A 16,808-nucleotide genomic window follows, 5' to 3' on the forward strand; every position below is an offset into this window, starting at 1 on the left:
GTACCGCCATGGTGGCTTGTGAGTGATTGCGCCGCGGATGCGTACGCGGCAACGGCGACGATCAGCGCACCGTGGCCAGACGGAATCCTTCTGGTAATAAAGCTTCCACGGTTGTCTGCCGCGTCGCCCCGGACGTGTTGGCCAGCAGTACCGGCATGTCGCTGGCGCACAGTTCGGCCAGCACCTGCCGGCAGGCACCGCAAGGCGTGACCGGCTCCGGGGTATCGGCCACGATGGCGATGGCGCTAAAATCGCCGGGTTTGCAGCCGGCGGCGATGGCGCTGAACAGCGCGGTACGTTCAGCACAATTGCACAAACCGTAGGCGGCATTCTCGACATTGCAGCCGCCGAACACGCGACCATCCTTGCTTTGTAGCGCTGCGCCGACATGAAAATGGGAATAAGGCGCGTAAGCCAATTCACGCGCGCTATGGGCAAGATCCAACAGGGTTTTGCTGACAATCTGCTCGGACATCGGGGCTCTCGCTGTCCCCCAATCGGGTCGGCCAGTCTAACGCGAAGCGCACGCGCTTCGGCTAGGATGCAAGGGTTACTCTGCAGAGGATGGCCAATGTCGATCACCGTGTCCGCATTGCGAGAGACCGCCGCCGGCGAACGGCGCGTGGCGATTACGCCAGAGATGGCGAAAAAGCTGCGTGGCAAAGGCATTCGCATCCTGCTTGAACAGGGTGCGGGTAGGGCGGCCGGTTTTCCGGACGCCAGTTATGCGGACGTGGAATTCGCCAGCGCGGACGAGGTCATGGCCCAAGCCGATCTGCTGGCCTGCGTGCTGCCGCCGGATGACGATGTGCTGCGCCGTTTGCGCGAGGGTGTCATCGTAGTGGGGCAGTTGCGTCCTTATGGCGCCGCCTCACGCATCGCCGCGCTCGTGCAGGCGAAGGTGACATCGTTTGCGCTCGAACTCCTGCCGCGCACGACGCGTGCGCAGGCGATGGATGTGCTCAGTTCGCAAGCTGCTGTCGCCGGCTACCGCGCCATGCTGATCGCTGCCGAACATGCGCCGAAATTCTTTCCGATGCTGACTACGGCGGCGGGCACCATCCGTCCTTCGCGCGTGCTGGTGATTGGTGCGGGCGTGGCCGGTTTGCAGGCTATCGCCACCGCGCGCCGGCTCGGTGCGCAGATCGAAGGTTACGATGTGCGCCCCGAAACGCGTGAACAGGTGGAATCGCTGGGTGCGAAGTTTCTCGATCTGGGAGTGAGCGCAGCCGGCAGCGGCGGCTATGCGCGTGAACTCACTGCCGAAGAACGCGTGGCGCAACAGCAAGCGCTGGCCGATCATCTGAAAGCCTTCGACGTCGTGGTGACCACGGCGGCCGTTCCTGGACGCGCGGCGCCGAAAATTCTCACCGCGGCCATGATCGCGGGCATGAAGCCGGGTGCGTTGATCGTGGACCTGGCGACCGAAAGCGGCGGCAACTGCGAACTCACTCGCCCGGGCGAACAGGTGCAGCAGGGTGATGTAACTATCCTGGGACCTCTCAACCTCGCCGCGGGTGCGCCACTGCACGCATCGGAAATGTATGCGCGCAACATCTACAACTTCGCCGAGCTGCTGATTCGCGAAACTGCGTTGCAGCCGGACTTCGACGATGAGCTGGTGGCTAAAAGCTGCGTGACGCGCGGTGGCGAGGCGTTGTTCAACGCGTGAGAGCGGTTGAGGGCGAGAGCATCGTTTTTCTTGGTCGCGGTGGATGAGGTCTGTCCTTGCCCTAGCGTTCGCCTGAGCCTGGCTGTCATTGCGGCGAAGGCCGGAATCCAGCTTAAATTCGAGTCCGAACGACACAACATTCTCGATGTTGCGTGCTACGCACGACGTATTCGAACTGGATTCTGGCCTTCGCAGGAATGACGCTGAGGCAATATCCGCTTTCTCAGAATAACGGCGCGCAAGAGCTAAGGCGCAGACTCCGATCGAATCTCGAATCGCTTAGCCGACACCGACTATCAATGCCGCGGCCGCGGCATGCCAAAGGCGTGTCCCGACGGCAGCGTGGACCCCGGTCCAAGGTGTTCCAGCCACTGGTGATGTTGCTCGGGTGACTGCTGCTGCCACTGGCGGCGTAACGCTTCGCGCTGAGCGGGCGTCAGCTGCTGGAAGCGCTTGAATGCATCGTGCAATTGCTGCTGCTTGGTGGCCGGAAGCGTGTCGTACAGATGTTGGTTCTGACGCGCCTGCGCGCGCTGTTCGGGCGTCATCTGCTGCCAGCGTGCGATGTGTTCGCGCACCTCCTGCTGACCTTCGGGCGAGAGCTTCATCCAGTCCTGCGTGCGCTGGAGCATATGCTCCTGACGGGCAGGCGGCAGTGTGTCCCACTGTGATTGCAGCGGCGAAAGCAGATTCTGCTGAGCGGGACTAAGGCTGTTCCACGGATGCGCGTTCTGCGCGTACGAAGGCGCCGCGATCGTCAGACCGAGCAACAAGGTCAACAGTGATGGCAGACGAACTTTTCGTAGCAGCATGGATCAGTGTTTGGCCTGGTCGCCCTGATTGGCGGCAAGCCAGCTATAGAAATCGAGATTCTGGTACAGACCAGGATCGGCTTTTTCCGCGCCAGGGGGCAAGTATTCGTTGTCCTGCTGCTCGGTCGCGGTAACTTGTGCGTTGTTATCGGTTTGCGCCGGCTGGGGCGCCGGCTGCCAGGTCATAAGCGCAGCCAGTGCCATGGCGGCCAAAGCCCCCACCGGCAACAGCACGCGCACGCGATGGCTGGGCGAGGTGTCTGCGGTGGCGGCCTGCAAAGCCGTACGGCGGGCGGCACGCAGGCGACCGGCAGTGACCGCGTCGATGCCTAGAGTCGCCTCCTGGTACCGCGCGCGGGCGCGCTGTTCGAATTGTTTGTCGGACGAGTTCATCGCCACTCCTCCAGTTGTTCGCGCAGGTGTTGCATCGCCCGCGAAAGGTGGGTTTTGACGCTGCCCTCCGAGCAGCCCATCGCAGCGGCGGTTTCCGCCACGTCCAGCCCTTCCAGTATTCGCAGGATGAAGGCTTCGCGCTGGCGTCGCGGAAGCTTTCTCACGGCCACGGCCATGTCTGCGTAGGACTGTTCTCCATGTAGTCGTTCCAAGGGATCCGGACCGTTGTCGGCCGGCTCCCAGGCGGGAAGTTCGTCGCCGTCGTCATCGTGGCCGCCACCAAGCCAGCCGACCACAATCGAGCGGACCTTGCGCCGGCGCTGCAAATCCACGATGCGCCGTCGCAGAATCCCCCAGAACAGCGGCGTCCATTCCCCCGCAGGTTTACTGCGGTAATGCTTGACCAGACGGAGCATGGCGTCCTGCACGGCATCAAGCGCGTCTTCCCGGTTGCCCAGGTGCAGCTCAGCCATACGGAATGCCCTCCGCTCCATGCTCGCCAGGAACGCATCCAAGCTGGCCGGTGCCGCCTGGCCTTCCTGCGCAAGAAGTTCCGCCTCGAAAACGGCTGAGACGCCATTCATGGCGCCGTTATCCGAATCGTCAGGGCGAGCATCCCGGGGCTCCATCGGTTCGACTCTCGTCATCAACGCGCAGGGCCGGCGTGGGTTGACCCTAGGCGCCTCATGCCTACCTCGCCACGCGGCCAGCGCCTAACCCGGACGGCATGGATCGTGACGTCCCATACACCGTATGATGCGGTGAATGTGACCAATGGGCGAGGGAAATGCATGCTGGACGGGTTCCTGGCGCTTTACATTTTCATGCTGGCAGCATTTACGGGTTACGAAATCATCGCGCGGGTACCGGTGATCCTGCATACACCGTTGATGTCCGGCTCCAATTTCATACATGGCATTGTGCTGGTTGGAGCCATGATTGCGCTAGGTCATGCGCATACGCCGTTTGAACTTGCGATAGGTTTCATCGGGGTACTGTTGGGTGCCGGTAACGCGGCCGGCGGTTACGTGGTCACGGAGCGGATGCTGGAGATGTTCAAGTCCAGCAAACCCGGCCAGGGCGGCAAGGAGAGCAAGTGATGGCGCTGCCGCAAAGCGTGATCGATGTCTGCTATTTCATTGCCGCACTGCTGTTCATCCTTGGCCTGAAGCGCATGAGCTCGCCGCGTACGGCGCGTGGCGGCATCGTCTGGGCGGGCTTTGGCATGCTGCTGGCGGTGGTGGCGACCTTGCTGTTGCCGGATATGCACAACCGCGGCCTGATCATCGCCGCCGTGCTGATTGGCGTGACGGCGGCGTGGTGGTCTGGCCGGCGCGTGGCGATGACGGCCATGCCCCAGATGGTGGCGCTCTATAACGGTATGGGTGGAGGCGCGGCGGCGGCGATCGGCGCCTCGGAACTGGTCGCCCATGTGGTTCCCGCGATGGATGCGGTGACGGTGGGCGCATTGAGCCCCGTGGCGCTGGCGCTAGGCGTGCTGGGTGCGCTGATCGGCTCAGTAAGTTTCTCCGGTTCATCGATCGCCTTTGCCAAGCTGCAGGGCTGGCTGGACCGGCGCTTCGTTTTCCCCGGCCAGCAAGTGGTGAACCTGCTGGTGCTGGCGGCCGCGGTAGGGCTCGGCATTGTACTGGCGAGCGGGCACATCACATTACCGCTGGTGGTGGGTTTCTTCATTGCCGCGTTGCTTTTCGGCATCCTGATGACCCTGCCCATCGGCGGGGCCGATATGCCGGTGGTGATTTCGCTCTACAACGCCTTTACCGGCCTGGCGGTGGCGTTCGAAGGCTATGTACTGCAGAACGAGGCGATGATCATCGCCGGCATGGTGGTGGGCGCGGCCGGTACGCTGCTTACGCAGCTGATGGCCAAAGCCATGAACCGTTCGATCGGCAACGTGCTGTTTGGCAGCTTTGGCGCGGCGGCGACAGGCGCGGCGGCACAGGCCATCGGCGGCAGCCAGAAACCCGTTGAAGCGGCCGATGCCGCCGTGATGATGGCTTACGCTGAGCGCGTGGTGATCGTGCCCGGCTATGGCATGGCCGTGGCGCAGGCGCAGCACAAGGTGTGGGAATTCGCGCAGCTTCTCATCGCGCGCGGCGTGAAGGTGAAGTTCGCCATCCATCCGGTTGCAGGCCGTATGCCGGGGCACATGAACGTGCTGCTCGCCGAGGCAGGTGTGCCGTATGACCTGATCGTGGACATGGAAGACATCAATCCGGAGTTCCCGGTCACCGATGTCGCCGTGGTGATCGGCGCCAACGATGTGGTTAACCCGGTGGCCAAGACCGACCCTTCCTCGCCGATCTATGGCATGCCGATCCTTGATGTTGCCGACGCCCGACAGGTGATCGTAGTGAAGCGCGGCAAAGGCACCGGTTTTGCCGGCATCGAAAACGCGCTGTTCTATGCAGACAATGCGCGCATGCTCTACGGTGATGGCCAGTCGGTGGCTGGCCAGCTCGTATCGCAACTCAAAACGCTGGACGCCTAGTTTTCCTTGCGCGCGGTGGTGGCAGGCGAGTGACGCAACGCCGTCACCGCCGCCACCACGATACCGGCCACCGCCCATGCGACATCGACTTTGCCCGCGGCCAAGTGTGCCAATTCCAGCAGCATCGCCAGGCCGGCCGTGCGCATCACCTCGATCAAGCCGTAGCCCAATGCAGCGGAAAGGTTGACGGCAACGGTCAGCACATGGCTGTACGCGCATGCCACCAGCGTGGCGAACGACGCCAGCCAGACCGCATTCCATTTCTTGGCGTGAACCCATTGCCGAATGGCGATGGCAAGCAACCAGCCTGCGGGCACGGCGAGCCAAGGTAGCGGGCGCTGGAAATGCACTGTGGGCAACAGCCAGACAGCGCCGGCCGCCAGTCCGAGCATGACTGCACAACACAGCGCAACGCCCTCACCGATGATCTGGCGCACGGTCATGGGCGATGGCCCGGAAGGGTTTGCAGCTCGGTCACGCGATGTCCTGGAGACAAAACAAAGCGGCCATCTTAGGGCCTGTCCGCACTATTTGCGTAGCCCGCGTTACCGCCCGACGGCCACTCAACCGCAACCCAAAGGCCTCCGCTCTGCCCTCGGCGGGCGTTCAAACGGCTCCTGACGCGCGCCACACAAATAGCGCGAGGCGATCCCTTGAGTTTCGATGTATCGCCCCTGATTTTGGGGACAGGCCCTGCCGATGGCCGGCATAATAGAGGGCCGGGCAAGCCCGGCTGGCTTTTCCCCACGATCGATCGAGATGGCATGAGCGGTTTTAGTCTTAGCAGCGAGCCTTTCACCCTGGAGCGGGACTGCAATGCGGTCATGGTGCCGCAGGGCGAAAACGTTGTTTTGCCCGCCGGCCAGGTGGGTTACATCACGCAGGCGCTTGGCGGCAGCTTTACCGTGTATGTGGAGGGCAACCTGTTTCGCATCGTTGGCAGCGATGCCGATGCGTTAGGCAAGGAGCCCCCGCCACCGCTGGAACTTCCCGACGATGCCACCGATGCGGACGTGGAAAATCTGGTGTGGCAGCAACTGCGCACCGTGTTCGATCCGGAGATCCCGATCAACGTGGTCGAACTTGGCCTCGTCTACGACGTAAGCCTGGAAACCATCGCGGTCGACGAGCGCAAGGTGTATATCAAGATGACGCTCACTGCACCAGGCTGCGGCATGGGCGACGTGCTGATTGACGACGCACGCACCAAGCTAGAGTTGATTCCGACGATTAAGGAAGCGGACGTCGACCTGGTGTTCGACCCGCCGTGGAACCACTCGATGATGTCGGAAGTGGCGAAGCTCGAAACCGGCATGCTTTAAGGTCGGCGCTTGTCCAAGCGCGGCGGCGGTGCTTGTTCATCTTGCGGAGGCTTGCATGCCTGCGCAAGTGGATATCAGGCGTGCTGAGACGCGGCAACATGAATGGGCATGCCGCTCCCGGTCACTGGCTTTTAGACGTCCAAACGGTTCATTACGTGAAAGACAAGGTAGAACTTCACGTCAAACTGGCGCTAGGATTAAAAGGACTGGCAGCAGGGGGCCAGCCGTAAAGACCGCTTCGCAATATCCATTTCTAGGAGAGAGGGGTATTTCGTATGAAGCAGAAACCTGTGCAATGCGTGGTTTTGGGTCTTACTTTCATCTTGCCGAGCATCGCTTTTGCTTTTCAGGGACAGCAACTGAAAGTGGGCGTGAGCGTAACCGGGGGATGCACCTTTGAGGATGGAACTGTCCAGCATGCCCATTTTGGGAGCCACCTTGCTGGAAGACCGCATTCGCCCGTGGCGGCAAATGGCTACGTGGAATTTTGGTGCAGCCCAGGCACCACGATCCAGATAGGTGTCGATGACGGGCAGAACCCTAATGCTGGCATGCGGCGCATGAAGGGGCCGGGGCCAACCGACTACATCTCCTACACGCTTCAACACAACCCGCAGCAAGCCATCGGCGGAGGACCGGGTGCAGCAACCCGGGTCAATGTCGATTTCACTCTGCCTGCAGACGCCATGCTAAACGCGGCGCAAGGTGAATACGAAGACACAGTGACAGTTACGGCCAACGAATAACTGATCAAAGGAGCCACGCGATGAATACGAACAGTCGTTGGGGGCTGGTTGTACTCGGCCTATGGGTGGCAAGTTCGGCGGGGGCGGCAGGTTTTAGTGTTACGCCGTTGCGATTGGATTTCACCGGCAATGGCTCGGCGAGTGTGGAAATCGAGAATGCAGGCAATACACCGATCGACATGGAAGTACAGGTCATGAGCTGGGCGCAGGTGGATGGCAAAGATGTTTACGCCGACACCAGCGATTTGACGGTTTTTCCCATGAAATTCACCCTGCCACCAAAATCCAGTGGCAAAGATCAGGGGCGTGTGATTCGTGTCTTCTTCCCGGCGGGCAAGAAAGGCTCACTGCCCAAAACGGAAAAGGCCTACCGCCTCTACATCACCGAGCTGCCGTCAGTGCAGCAAGATCCCGGCGAAAACATCCAGATACGCGAGCGCTTTGGCATACCGGTGTTTTTTCGCGAAAAGAAAGCCAGCTCGCAACTGAGCGCCAGCGTGGAAAGCGGAGGTGACGGCCTCATCAAGGTCCGGCTTACCAACCAGGGCACGATGCACGCGCACCTGAAATCCATCACATCCGATCCGGCCGGCATCGCGGGCGGTGGATTGGATGAGTGGTATGTATTGCCGAGTGCATCGCACCTGTATTCATTGCCGATATCCGGTGCTGTGTGCAGTCAGGCAAACGCCAAGTTGCGCATCAGTCTGGATCAAGGCAAACCTGTCGATGTGCCTGTTTCCATTCCCAGTGGCACGTGCAAAGCAGGTTAGCGTCATCAGAGTACCGGGTTGCAGCCGTGCAACCCGGTCATGCAAGCCAGGGTGTTTGGGCATGCGGGATGCGCTTGCAATGCATGTACTGATGGGTTTGATTTAGTAATGGAGCGCATGCGGGAGCACCCGTAAACGGCAGAGAGGTCGAAGCGGCACGGGCTAGGATGGCGAGAACGCAAGTGTGAGGAGAAGCATCGGCCTTTTTGGATCATGTGCCACAGGATGGATCAGGGGAGAGGCCGGTGCGCAAAATCCCCGTTGTCCGCGCCCTCGCGGCGTGTTGCCGCTGGAGCATGGGCGGAATACTTGCGTTTTACATGGCGCCTGCTGTTCATGCGGCTAATGTGCAAAACGTGCAACATCAGGCATCCACATTAAGCGAAGTGATGTGGGTGGTGGACGTTAATCACGGCAAGCCGACTGAAGTGGACGGCTTGACGGATGGTGAGCGCGTTTTTCTGCCGGCGTCGATGCTCGATGAATTTGGAATGCTGGCAAAGCCACCCATCGTCCATCTTCAAGGCAACGATTATTTCGACCCGCAAAGCATCAAAGGCTCCAAGAACGAGATCGACTTCAATCAGCTTGCGATACATATCGTTGTACCTGCCGATCTGATGAAGGGAAGCACGGTCAATCTGTCTCAACCGGTGATCCATTCCTTGACTCCGGAGCCACCGTGGTCGGCATTTGTGGATTATCGCTACGATCGTACCGAATCCCAGGGCAGAACCTTCCAGCAACTGCTGCTGTCACCGCACCTTCGCATGTTCGGATGGTCGTTCTACGACGATCAGGTTTTGACGAACTCGCCGTCAGGATTCCAAAACACACGTTTCGATAGCGTCGCATTTCACGATTGGCCCAACGATGCGTTGCGGCTGATGATCGGCGACTACACACCGGACACCGGCGACTTGGGTACCAGCTTTTCCCTCGCGGGTGTCACTTTGCAACGAAGCTACGCGCTGCAGCCGGGGCAGGTGATCAATCCTACCGCAAGCATGTCCGGTGTCGCCCAATCGCCGTCGCAGGCACAGATTTACATGGACGGGGTGATGATCGGCTCGATGAATATCGGGCCTGGCCCCTTCAACTTTCAAAACCTGCAAGGCTATGGTGGTTTGCGCGACATCAGTGTGCTGGTGACGGATACGGCCGGCAATCAGCACTCGTATTACATCCCTTACTACTTCAGCAACGAGCTGCTTAAAGCGGGATTCGACACATTCGACATGAGTGTTGGCTCACCGCGTACCAGTTTCGGCGCGGGTGGGTATAGCGGCAAGGCCGCCACCATTGCTTACCTTTACGGCGTCACCGACTGGTGGACCGTTGGCACCAACGACAGTTACATCGAGGGCGATCGGCACCTCTCGCCGCTGATGACGTTTGGGCTGGGGCCCGTTGGCACCATGACGGTCATGAGCGCCGAACGTCAGCACGACCACCAGCACCGTTACGCACATGAGTTGAATTTCGAGGGTGTGTGGTATCGCACAGACCTTCGATTTCAGTGGCGGCATGCGCAAAAGGACTTTGACGATCCACTGACACTCACTCAGACCGTCGAGGAAACCGAGGGTGGTCAACCGGTACTGCCTGATCTGCGTGCGCGTGATCGTTATTCGATAGCGCTATCGCAGCAGCTCGGACCGTTAGGTTCGATCTCCGCGAGCATGGGCCGACTTTTCCGCTTCGATCAGAGCGTCGTGACAACCGAATCCTTGACCTGGGCGCTGCGCTTGCCGTGGCGTGGGCAACTGAGCCTAAGCGGCCTCTATATGCGAGGCACCGGAGATCGCATGCGCGGTATTTTTGCATCCATCTATGTACCGCTCGGCCAACGTACGACGGTGACGACGGGCTATCGCGACGTGACCGGCAGCTCACCGCAGCGCTATGTTGAAGCCACCATGTATCCACCCACGGACAGTGGATTCGGTTTCAGGTTTTACGATAGCTGGCAGGGTCCCATCGACGATAAGGACGTCGGTGGTACATGGCTTAACAAGTTCGCGCAAGTCGATGTCGGCGTACGCGACCTCGATGATGGACAGTTCGTGCAGCAAGCCACACATGTATCGGTCAGCGGCGCGGTGGCCATGATCGGAAGCTACGTGTATTTCACGCCGTCGATCAACAGCTCTTTTGCTGTGGTCGATGCGGGTTATCCAGACGTTGGTATTTATCGTGCAGGCCAGCTCATCGGCGCAACAGGCCGCAACGGCACCTTGCTTGTGCCGGAAATAGCGCCTTATGCAGCGACAACGCTTTCCGTGCGTGACGATGATCTGCCGCCGGACGTGGATCTGCTCTCGCCAAAAGTGAACGTGGTGCCGGCTGATGGTGCGGGCGTATGGGTGAAGTTCGATTTGCCTAGGATCTCTGCCGTGAATGGGAATCTGTATTTTTCATCCGCCCACGGCGGGGGCACCGTCGATAACCATGCGATCAAGCTGACGACGCCGGACGGCCACGTTTTGGGCGGCCGAACTGGCGATCGCGGACTGTTCGAGTTGGACAATGTGAGCGGCGGCAGTTATCGCATCGAGATTCCCGATGCATCGCCCGCGTGTGTTGCAGTGATCCATGTACCTGAGGAGAGGCCTGCGATCTGGCAGGCAGGGCAGGTGACTTGTGAATAGGCGCACATGGTTTTACATGTTGCCGGGTGCCCTGATGGTGTTGACCGCGGCACGGGTCTGGCCGCAATTCACGATGCCGCCGCCTGCCGAGCCCTTTGACTCCTTACCACCATCGGCGCATCCCCTGCCATCGCACAGCGGACCTGTTCCGGCGGCGGAGGAATGCACGCTGCGAAACAACGATGTTTATTTCAGCAACTACACGTCGGGGCAGAGCAAGGATAAAGACGATGCCATGGGCATGTCCTTGTATTGCAACGAACCGGTCAGGGTGCTTATAAGCGCATCGCCCAGCCCGGAAAGCCCCAGCTTTGAATACCGCCTTCTGCGTCATGAAGGAGGCGACTCCGCCACACTGCGCTATCAGCTCTATATCGATTGGAGTCGTCAGGTTGTATGGGGAGACGGCACCGCGGAAAGCCGGCCTTTCGTGATAAACGTCGATCCAGATGCCGGCGCGGCTACCGTCGATGTGTTCGGCACCATTTTTGCCAACCAGTCCGTGCCGCCTGGCAGGTATTCGGACATGGTCACCGTAACGATCGATGTCGAATGACGCTGCGCTGTCTGCGTTTTTTGCGTCGGCTCAAAACGTCGAGGAGTGGTGGTATCAGAGGCCGCCGGCAATCTCTTCGAATCGGTTTGCATCGCGATTCTTGCGCACCTTGGCCGGATCCCACACGCGTCCATTCATGGCGATGTAAACGCCTTCCGGCAAAGTTTGCACCGCGGCCACCGCGCAACCGATGTTGAACACCGCATCCGAGCCCTGAAAGCGCGCGGGATTGAGCGCACCGGTGAGCACGATCACCTTGCCCTTGATCGAGGCCAGTTCCCTGGCGGTTTCCACCATGGTGTCGGTGCCGTGCGTCACCAGCACGTGACGATGCGACTGTGCTTCGATCGCGGAGCGAACCAGCGCACGATCCTCGGCAGTGATGTGCAGGCTGTCCTTGCGCAGAATCGGAATCACATCGAACTGGAAGGCCACGCCAAGCTGGCTGAGGATATCCCCGATCTGCGGCGCGCCAATCTTGTAGTCCGATTTGTCATCGAAGTAGATCTTGTCGATGGTGCCGCCGGTGGTGACGATGGTCAGATGCTGCATGATCGGATGGGCTTGTAGGGTGGAGACGCATTTTAACCGTTCCGCAGCGCCAGCGTAGGTGATCACTCCAGCAGCAGGCGGGTATCTTCACCGCTGATATCGGAAAGGCGCAGCAGGCCGTGGCCCAGGAACCGGCGCAAGGCCGCTGCCGGGCGCTCATCGGCGCGTGAAGACGCCCACGCCGCCTGGCGCGCCAGCAGCCCAGCGGCCGCGCAGCGCGCCAGCGTGATGGCGATGCCGCGCGCGCCCGCCTCCAGCACGTGGCGCTCGACTTTTTGCGTATCCATGTGCATGGCGGCCGCATCCAGCGCGGCGTGCACCGCAAAGGCAGCTTGCTGGTTATGCGCATGATTGAGCCAGCCGCCGATTACCTTGCGCAGGGCGGTGAAGCTGTTGTTGCCGCAGAGGGCGCGCAGGCTGTCCAGTGACAGCACATTGGTGGTGCCTTCCCAGATTGCGTAGACCTGTGCATCCCGCAATAACTGCGGCAGCCCGGTATCTTCGACGTAGCCGGCGCCGCCGAAGCATTCCAGTGCTTCCGAGCACAGGCTCACCGCCATTTTGCCCGTCCATAGTTTTACCAGGGGCGTAAGCAGACGCAGTGAGGCGGTTTCCTGCAGCGTGGCAACGTTCTGTTCCACACGGCCCAGCAGATATGCCACTTCGAAGGCGAGCGCAAAGGCGCCCTCGAATTCAGCCTGCATGTCGGCAAGTGTTTGCGCATGCAGAGGCTGTTCGATCAATGGCCGTCCAAATGCCTGACGACGCATTGCGTAATCGCGCGCCAGAGCAATGGCGCGCGCCATGCTTGCAACCGCACCGATCGCGTTCCATGTGCGGGTGATGTTGAGCATGGGCGCAACCTGGCGCACACCGTGTGCAAGTTCGCCTACGGGCCACGCTGGCAGGCCCTCCAAATGGATTTCCGCAGTGGGTAATTCGTGCGTACCGAGTTTGTCCTTGAGGCGATCAATGATCAGCTCAGGCTTGCGGTCCTCACCGTTCATCGTTTCCACGTAAAACAGCGCAAGCGTGGCCGTGCCGCTGCCGCTGCCATCCGGACGCGCCAGTGCCAGCGCCGCTTCGCCGACCACTGCGGAACTGAACCACTTGCGGCCATAAAGGCGCCATGAGCCGTCAGTGTCTTGCCTGGCGATGGTTTCGGTGTTGCTCACATCCGAACCACCGGCGTTTTCCGTCATCCATTGTCCGGATAGCCAGAACTGGCTTGCATCACGGCTGAGGAAATGCGGTAAGGCGCGATCGATCAGCGTCTTGTTGCCGGACGCTTTGATGGCGGTCGCAGCACCATCGGTCATCGCCAGAGGACAGGTGTAGAACTCGCTGGCCACGTGATAGACATAGGCGCGTGCGAATTCTTCCAAACGCGCGTGCTCGTGCGATTCGTGCCCGGCGGCAAGAATGGCGTGGCGGGTGGTGAGCTGCGGGCCTTCCAGCCATGCAGCGGTCAATTCCACGCGATCGACCCGGCGACCCCAGGCATCCCATTGCGTTAGCAGGGGTTTGCGGCGCGCGTGTCGGGCGCTGCGTTCCCACGTCATCTGGGCGTAGTCGGCCAATGCATCCAGGTCCGCATCCAGCGCGGCGCGGCGCTTTGACGGGAAGACACGGTCGAGCAAGGCGGTCAGCAAACGGTCGCTGCGATAGGGGTGCGCCAGTTGCGGGGCGTCTTGCAGGAATGCCATGTCGTTCACTCCAAGCCGATACAACCAGTATAGGCATGAAGCCGACGGCGGATGGTCAACCTGCCGGTGCCTTCGGCTTGCGTTTCACGCCTGCGCCCAATGTGCCGATCAGCAGTAAGGCGAGCAGCACTTCGAGCAAGGCCATGCCACGTTCTTGCGCTGAGCTCCAGCTTTCGGCGATGCCATGGCAGAAATAGAACAGGCTGAGCATGCCCGCCCATAGCAATGCGCGCGGTGGGTTGCCGATGGCAAGGAAAGGCAGCAGCAGCGGCACCACGGTCACGGCCAGCACCAGCCACAGCGGAAGCTGTTGCGGCGGAAACAGCCACGCATACCACGCGCACTGCAACAGGATCAGCGCCATCCAGGCCGCCATGCCGATACGTTGAGCCATGCTCATGCGTCGGTCGCCAGCTTGCGTGCGGTGTCGGCGAGACGCCGGCCGAGTGCGCGTGCCAGTTCGCGCTCGTGCTCAGTGATGGCGTTGTCGCCCTTGCTGCCGGCCACATGGCTGGCGCCGTACGGCGTGCCGCCGCTCAGCGTATGGGTGAGCGAAGGCTCCGTGTAAGGAATGCCCAGCAGCAACATGCCGTGATGGAGAAGGGGCAGGGCCATGCTCAGCAGCGTCGATTCCTGACCGCCGTGCATGGTGCTGGTAACGGTAAAGACGGCCGCCGGCTTGCCCACCAGGGCGCCGCTGGCCCACTCGGAACCGGTGCCGTCCAGGAAGTATTTCAACGGTGCGGCCATATTGCCGAAACGGGTGGGGCTGCCTAGCGCCAGACCGGCGCATTCGTGCAGATCCTGTTTGGTGACGTAGGGCGCACCTTCCTCGGGCTCCGGCGGCTGCGCCACCTCGGTGACCGGCGCCACCGGTGGAACCTGGCGCAGGCGGGCGCGCATGCCGGGAATTTCCTCCACGCCGCGGGCTAGCAAACGCGCCAGTTGGGCCGTGTGGCCGGTGCGGCTGTAGTACAGGATCAGGATGTCGCGCATGGTTTGGGGCATTCAGAGAGATTGGGGTAGTGTACGGGGCGGTACCAGGGATGTTCACCACTTATGAGCCTGCGTTTGGACCGTGACCGCACGTTGACCCTGGGCCGTTTCCTCTGGCGCCGGTTTCTCGACGACAAGTGTTTCGAGACGGCTGGTGCGCTTTCCTACACCACACTGGTTTCGCTGGTACCCCTCACCGTGGCCGTGCTGGCCATGTTCGCGGCCTTTCCCATGTTCGAGGAAGCGCGCGACACGCTCATCAATTTCGTCTTCAGTAACTTTGTGCCGGCGGCCGGCGAAACAGTACAGAAGGCCCTACTGGATTTCGCCTCCAACGCGCGCAAGCTCACCGGCATAAGCATTCTGGTGATGTTGTTCAGCGCGGTGTCCATGATGAACAGCATCGAAGACCGCCTCAACCGCATCTGGCAGGTGCGCCACCATCGTCCATGGGGGCCGCGCTTGTTGCTGTATTGGGCCGCGCTCACGTTGGGCCCGATCTTGATCGTCGGCGGCATTGCGGTGACCTCTTACGTGGCGGCCGTGCCGATGCTGCGCAGCGCCGGCGCGCAACTGGGCGTCGGGCAGGAACTGCTGAAAGCCATGCCGTTCGTGGTGACATTCCTTACGCTATGGTTGATGTACACCACGATCCCCAATCGGCCGGTAGACAAAAAACACACCGCCATCGGTGCTTTGCTGGGCGCCCTCTTGTTCGAACTGGCGCGCTGGGGTTTTACGCACTACGTGCGCAATGCGCAGAACTACCAGCAGATTTATGGCGCATTGGCGATCATTCCACTGCTCTTGCTGTGGATTTACCTCTCGTGGGTGATCGTGATTCTTTGCGCGTCGGTGTCGGCGTCCATGTCCGCGTTCGAGTACCAGAAACCCTGTGACGTGATGCCCGAAGGCTCCGAATTTCTTGGGCTGTTGGTGGTGTTGCGTCACTTCGTCGATGCGCAACGCGAAGGGCGTTCCATTGAGCCATTATCGATACGCGCAGCGGAGCCTTGCCTGCGCAGCGAAGCGATTGCGATCTACTTCGATGACCTGGCACGCGCCGAGCTCATCCATCGCAACGAAAACGCAGGCTGGTCGCTGGTGCGCAGCCTCGACAGCACCGATCTGATGCATGTGTATCGACACAGCGGCTATCGGCTGCCGTTGAACCCGATCGAACAAGTCGCCGCGGCCGGCATCAAACTTCCGCAAGAGTTACTTTCCACGCTCACCCGCTTGGCGCATTCGCTCGATGCCACCTTGGGTGCCCGGCTGGACAAGGTTTATCCTCTCCAGAGTTCACTGGCGTCCCCGCGTCAGGTTTCCCACACGCAGGAATCTGAAACATGAAGTTGTTTGCATCGTTGCTGCTGATGGCTACGTGTCTGGTAGCGTTCCCCGCTCACGCTGCCATGCCCGCCCAGCCTTCGCTCAAGATCACCACCCTGGATGGCAAGCCTTATGACCTGGCAGCGCAGCGTGGCCATTGGGTCATCGTGAATTTCTGGGCCACCTGGTGCGTACCGTGCATCAAGGAACTGCCGGACATCGCGCATTTCGTGAGTACGCACCCGAACGTGCGTGCGATCGGCATTGCGTATGAAGACACCGATCCGTCGGATATACGTGCCTTCCTGGCCAAGCATCCCGTGAGCTACCCCATTGCGCAGGTCACCATGGACAAGCCGCTGAAGGATTTCGACGAACCCGTGGGCCTGCCGACCACCTGGCTGATCGCGCCGGATGGCAAAGTGGCCAAGCACTTCATGGGGCCGATCACATCGGCGGCATTGAGTGCGACGATCGGAAAGTGATGCCGTGACCCGCGCGTGCTTCATTGTCAGCGGCAAGGTACAGGGCGTGTTTTTTCGCGCCAGCGCGCGCAACGAAGCATTGCGACTGGGCGTAGATGGTTATGCGCGTAACTTGGCAGACGGTTGCGTGGAAGTGATTGCCAGCGGCAGCGATGAAGCCTTGCATGAGCTTGAGCGATGGTTGCGGCATGGGCCGCCAGCTGCGCGCGTGGATGAGGTGATCCGTAGCACTTATCAGGGTGAGGTCCGCAGCAGGGGCTTTGCAGTGCTTTAACGCGATTGAATTCACATCGCCCAATG

20 protein-coding genes are annotated in these 16,808 nt (G+C 60.7%); 11 read left to right on the forward strand and 9 right to left on the reverse strand.

Going from position 1 to position 16,808, the window contains the following annotated elements:
* Nucleotides 1–61: 61 nt before the first annotated feature.
* Nucleotides 62–475, reverse strand: a complete 414-nt coding sequence (gene cdd / locus DWU98_RS08230) for a cytidine deaminase (protein ID WP_115495042.1) — start codon at nucleotides 473–475, stop codon at nucleotides 62–64.
* 96 nt (nucleotides 476–571) lie between these two features.
* On the opposite strand from cdd, the gene DWU98_RS08235 reads away from it, so the two are divergent.
* A complete protein-coding gene (locus DWU98_RS08235; protein WP_115495043.1) occupies nucleotides 572–1,672 on the forward strand; it encodes an NAD(P) transhydrogenase subunit alpha in 1,101 nt (366 codons plus the stop codon).
* A gap of 296 nt (nucleotides 1,673–1,968) precedes the next feature.
* Here DWU98_RS08235 and DWU98_RS08240 read toward each other — a convergent pair whose 3' ends face one another.
* Genes DWU98_RS08240 through DWU98_RS08250 form a run of 3 tightly spaced genes read right to left on the reverse strand, consistent with a single transcriptional unit; the run spans nucleotide 1,969 to nucleotide 3,461 of the window.
* Nucleotides 1,969–2,484, reverse strand: coding sequence for a DUF3106 domain-containing protein (locus DWU98_RS08240; protein WP_115495044.1), 516 nt, complete (start codon nucleotides 2,482–2,484; stop codon nucleotides 1,969–1,971).
* 3 nt (nucleotides 2,485–2,487) lie between these two features.
* Nucleotides 2,488–2,877, reverse strand: coding sequence for a hypothetical protein (locus tag DWU98_RS08245; RefSeq protein WP_115495045.1), 390 nt, complete (start codon nucleotides 2,875–2,877; stop codon nucleotides 2,488–2,490).
* Nucleotides 2,874–3,461, reverse strand: a complete 588-nt coding sequence (locus DWU98_RS08250) for an RNA polymerase sigma factor (RefSeq protein WP_115495046.1) — start codon at nucleotides 3,459–3,461, stop codon at nucleotides 2,874–2,876. Before DWU98_RS08250 ends, DWU98_RS08245 begins: the two co-directional genes overlap by 4 nt.
* Nucleotides 3,462–3,668: 207 nt before the next feature.
* Here DWU98_RS08250 and DWU98_RS08255 point away from each other — a divergent pair, with 207 nt between their 5' ends.
* Both DWU98_RS08255 and DWU98_RS08260 read left to right on the forward strand, forming a co-directional pair.
* Nucleotides 3,669–3,977 (forward strand): NAD(P) transhydrogenase subunit alpha part 2, encoded by a 309-nt coding sequence (locus tag DWU98_RS08255; RefSeq protein ID WP_115495047.1) that lies wholly within the window; start codon nucleotides 3,669–3,671, stop codon nucleotides 3,975–3,977.
* Entirely contained in the window at nucleotides 3,977–5,389 is a 1,413-nt protein-coding gene (locus DWU98_RS08260; RefSeq protein ID WP_115495048.1) for an NAD(P)(+) transhydrogenase (Re/Si-specific) subunit beta, read from the forward strand. The genes DWU98_RS08255 and DWU98_RS08260 overlap by 1 nt, the downstream gene beginning before the upstream one ends.
* Here the strand turns inward: DWU98_RS08260 and DWU98_RS08265 are convergent.
* The gene (locus tag DWU98_RS08265; protein WP_115495049.1) at nucleotides 5,386–5,832 is read right to left on the reverse strand and encodes a hypothetical protein; all 447 of its coding nucleotides are present in this window, start codon (nucleotides 5,830–5,832) and stop codon (nucleotides 5,386–5,388) included. The two genes, DWU98_RS08260 and DWU98_RS08265, sit on opposite strands and share 4 nt — an antisense overlap.
* 321 nt (nucleotides 5,833–6,153) lie before the next feature.
* Here DWU98_RS08265 and sufT point away from each other — a divergent pair, with 321 nt between their 5' ends.
* The 5 genes from sufT (at nucleotide 6,154) to DWU98_RS08290 (ending at nucleotide 11,437) form a co-directional block, all read left to right on the forward strand.
* Nucleotides 6,154–6,711: a putative Fe-S cluster assembly protein SufT gene (sufT, locus tag DWU98_RS08270; protein WP_115495050.1), complete on the forward strand. Its 558-nt coding sequence runs from the start codon at nucleotides 6,154–6,156 to the stop codon at nucleotides 6,709–6,711.
* Nucleotides 6,712–6,986: 275 nt separating this feature from the next.
* Nucleotides 6,987–7,457 (forward strand): spore coat protein U domain-containing protein, encoded by a 471-nt coding sequence (locus tag DWU98_RS08275; protein ID WP_115495051.1) that lies wholly within the window; start codon nucleotides 6,987–6,989, stop codon nucleotides 7,455–7,457.
* Nucleotides 7,458–7,477: 20 nt separating this feature from the next.
* Nucleotides 7,478–8,230, forward strand: coding sequence for a fimbrial biogenesis chaperone (locus DWU98_RS08280; protein ID WP_115495052.1), 753 nt, complete (start codon nucleotides 7,478–7,480; stop codon nucleotides 8,228–8,230).
* Between the two features lie 320 nt (nucleotides 8,231–8,550).
* Nucleotides 8,551–10,881 (forward strand): fimbria/pilus outer membrane usher protein, encoded by a 2,331-nt coding sequence (locus DWU98_RS08285; RefSeq protein WP_158545003.1) that lies wholly within the window; start codon nucleotides 8,551–8,553, stop codon nucleotides 10,879–10,881.
* 16 nt (nucleotides 10,882–10,897) lie between these two features.
* Nucleotides 10,898–11,437: a spore coat protein U domain-containing protein gene (locus DWU98_RS08290; RefSeq protein ID WP_115495054.1), complete on the forward strand. Its 540-nt coding sequence runs from the start codon at nucleotides 10,898–10,900 to the stop codon at nucleotides 11,435–11,437.
* A gap of 54 nt (nucleotides 11,438–11,491) precedes the next feature.
* On the opposite strand, the gene DWU98_RS08295 is transcribed toward DWU98_RS08290, so the two are convergent.
* The 4 genes from DWU98_RS08295 to wrbA form a co-directional block, all read right to left on the reverse strand.
* Complete coding sequence (locus DWU98_RS08295; RefSeq protein ID WP_115495055.1) at nucleotides 11,492–11,989, reverse strand: asparaginase domain-containing protein; 498 nt, start codon at nucleotides 11,987–11,989, stop codon at nucleotides 11,492–11,494.
* 62 nt (nucleotides 11,990–12,051) lie between these two features.
* Nucleotides 12,052–13,695 carry an acyl-CoA dehydrogenase family protein gene (locus tag DWU98_RS08300; protein WP_115495116.1) on the reverse strand — a complete coding sequence of 548 codons (1,644 nt, stop codon included), beginning with the start codon at nucleotides 13,693–13,695 and terminating at the stop codon, nucleotides 12,052–12,054.
* A 55-nt stretch (nucleotides 13,696–13,750) separates the two neighbouring features.
* On the reverse strand, nucleotides 13,751–14,095 hold the full coding sequence (locus tag DWU98_RS08305; protein WP_115495056.1) for a DUF2069 domain-containing protein: 345 nt from the start codon (nucleotides 14,093–14,095) through the stop codon (nucleotides 13,751–13,753).
* The gene (wrbA, locus tag DWU98_RS08310) at nucleotides 14,092–14,691 is read right to left on the reverse strand and encodes an NAD(P)H:quinone oxidoreductase (protein WP_115495057.1); all 600 of its coding nucleotides are present in this window, start codon (nucleotides 14,689–14,691) and stop codon (nucleotides 14,092–14,094) included. The genes DWU98_RS08305 and wrbA overlap by 4 nt, the downstream gene beginning before the upstream one ends.
* Before the next feature lie 63 nt (nucleotides 14,692–14,754).
* Between wrbA and DWU98_RS08315 the strand changes: the two genes are divergently transcribed.
* The 3 genes from DWU98_RS08315 to DWU98_RS08325 are packed head-to-tail and all read left to right on the forward strand — an operon-like array spanning nucleotide 14,755 to nucleotide 16,782.
* Nucleotides 14,755–16,044, forward strand: coding sequence for a YihY family inner membrane protein (locus DWU98_RS08315; protein WP_115495058.1), 1,290 nt, complete (start codon nucleotides 14,755–14,757; stop codon nucleotides 16,042–16,044).
* Nucleotides 16,041–16,508: a TlpA family protein disulfide reductase gene (locus DWU98_RS08320; protein ID WP_115495059.1), complete on the forward strand. Its 468-nt coding sequence runs from the start codon at nucleotides 16,041–16,043 to the stop codon at nucleotides 16,506–16,508. The genes DWU98_RS08315 and DWU98_RS08320 overlap by 4 nt, the downstream gene beginning before the upstream one ends.
* A gap of 4 nt (nucleotides 16,509–16,512) precedes the next feature.
* On the forward strand, nucleotides 16,513–16,782 hold the full coding sequence (locus tag DWU98_RS08325; RefSeq protein WP_115495060.1) for an acylphosphatase: 270 nt from the start codon (nucleotides 16,513–16,515) through the stop codon (nucleotides 16,780–16,782).
* The last annotated feature ends 26 nt before the right edge of the window (nucleotides 16,783–16,808 follow it).

Source organism: Dyella monticola, assembly GCF_003363155.1.
GTDB classification, from domain to species: domain Bacteria; phylum Pseudomonadota; class Gammaproteobacteria; order Xanthomonadales; family Rhodanobacteraceae; genus Dyella_B; species Dyella_B monticola.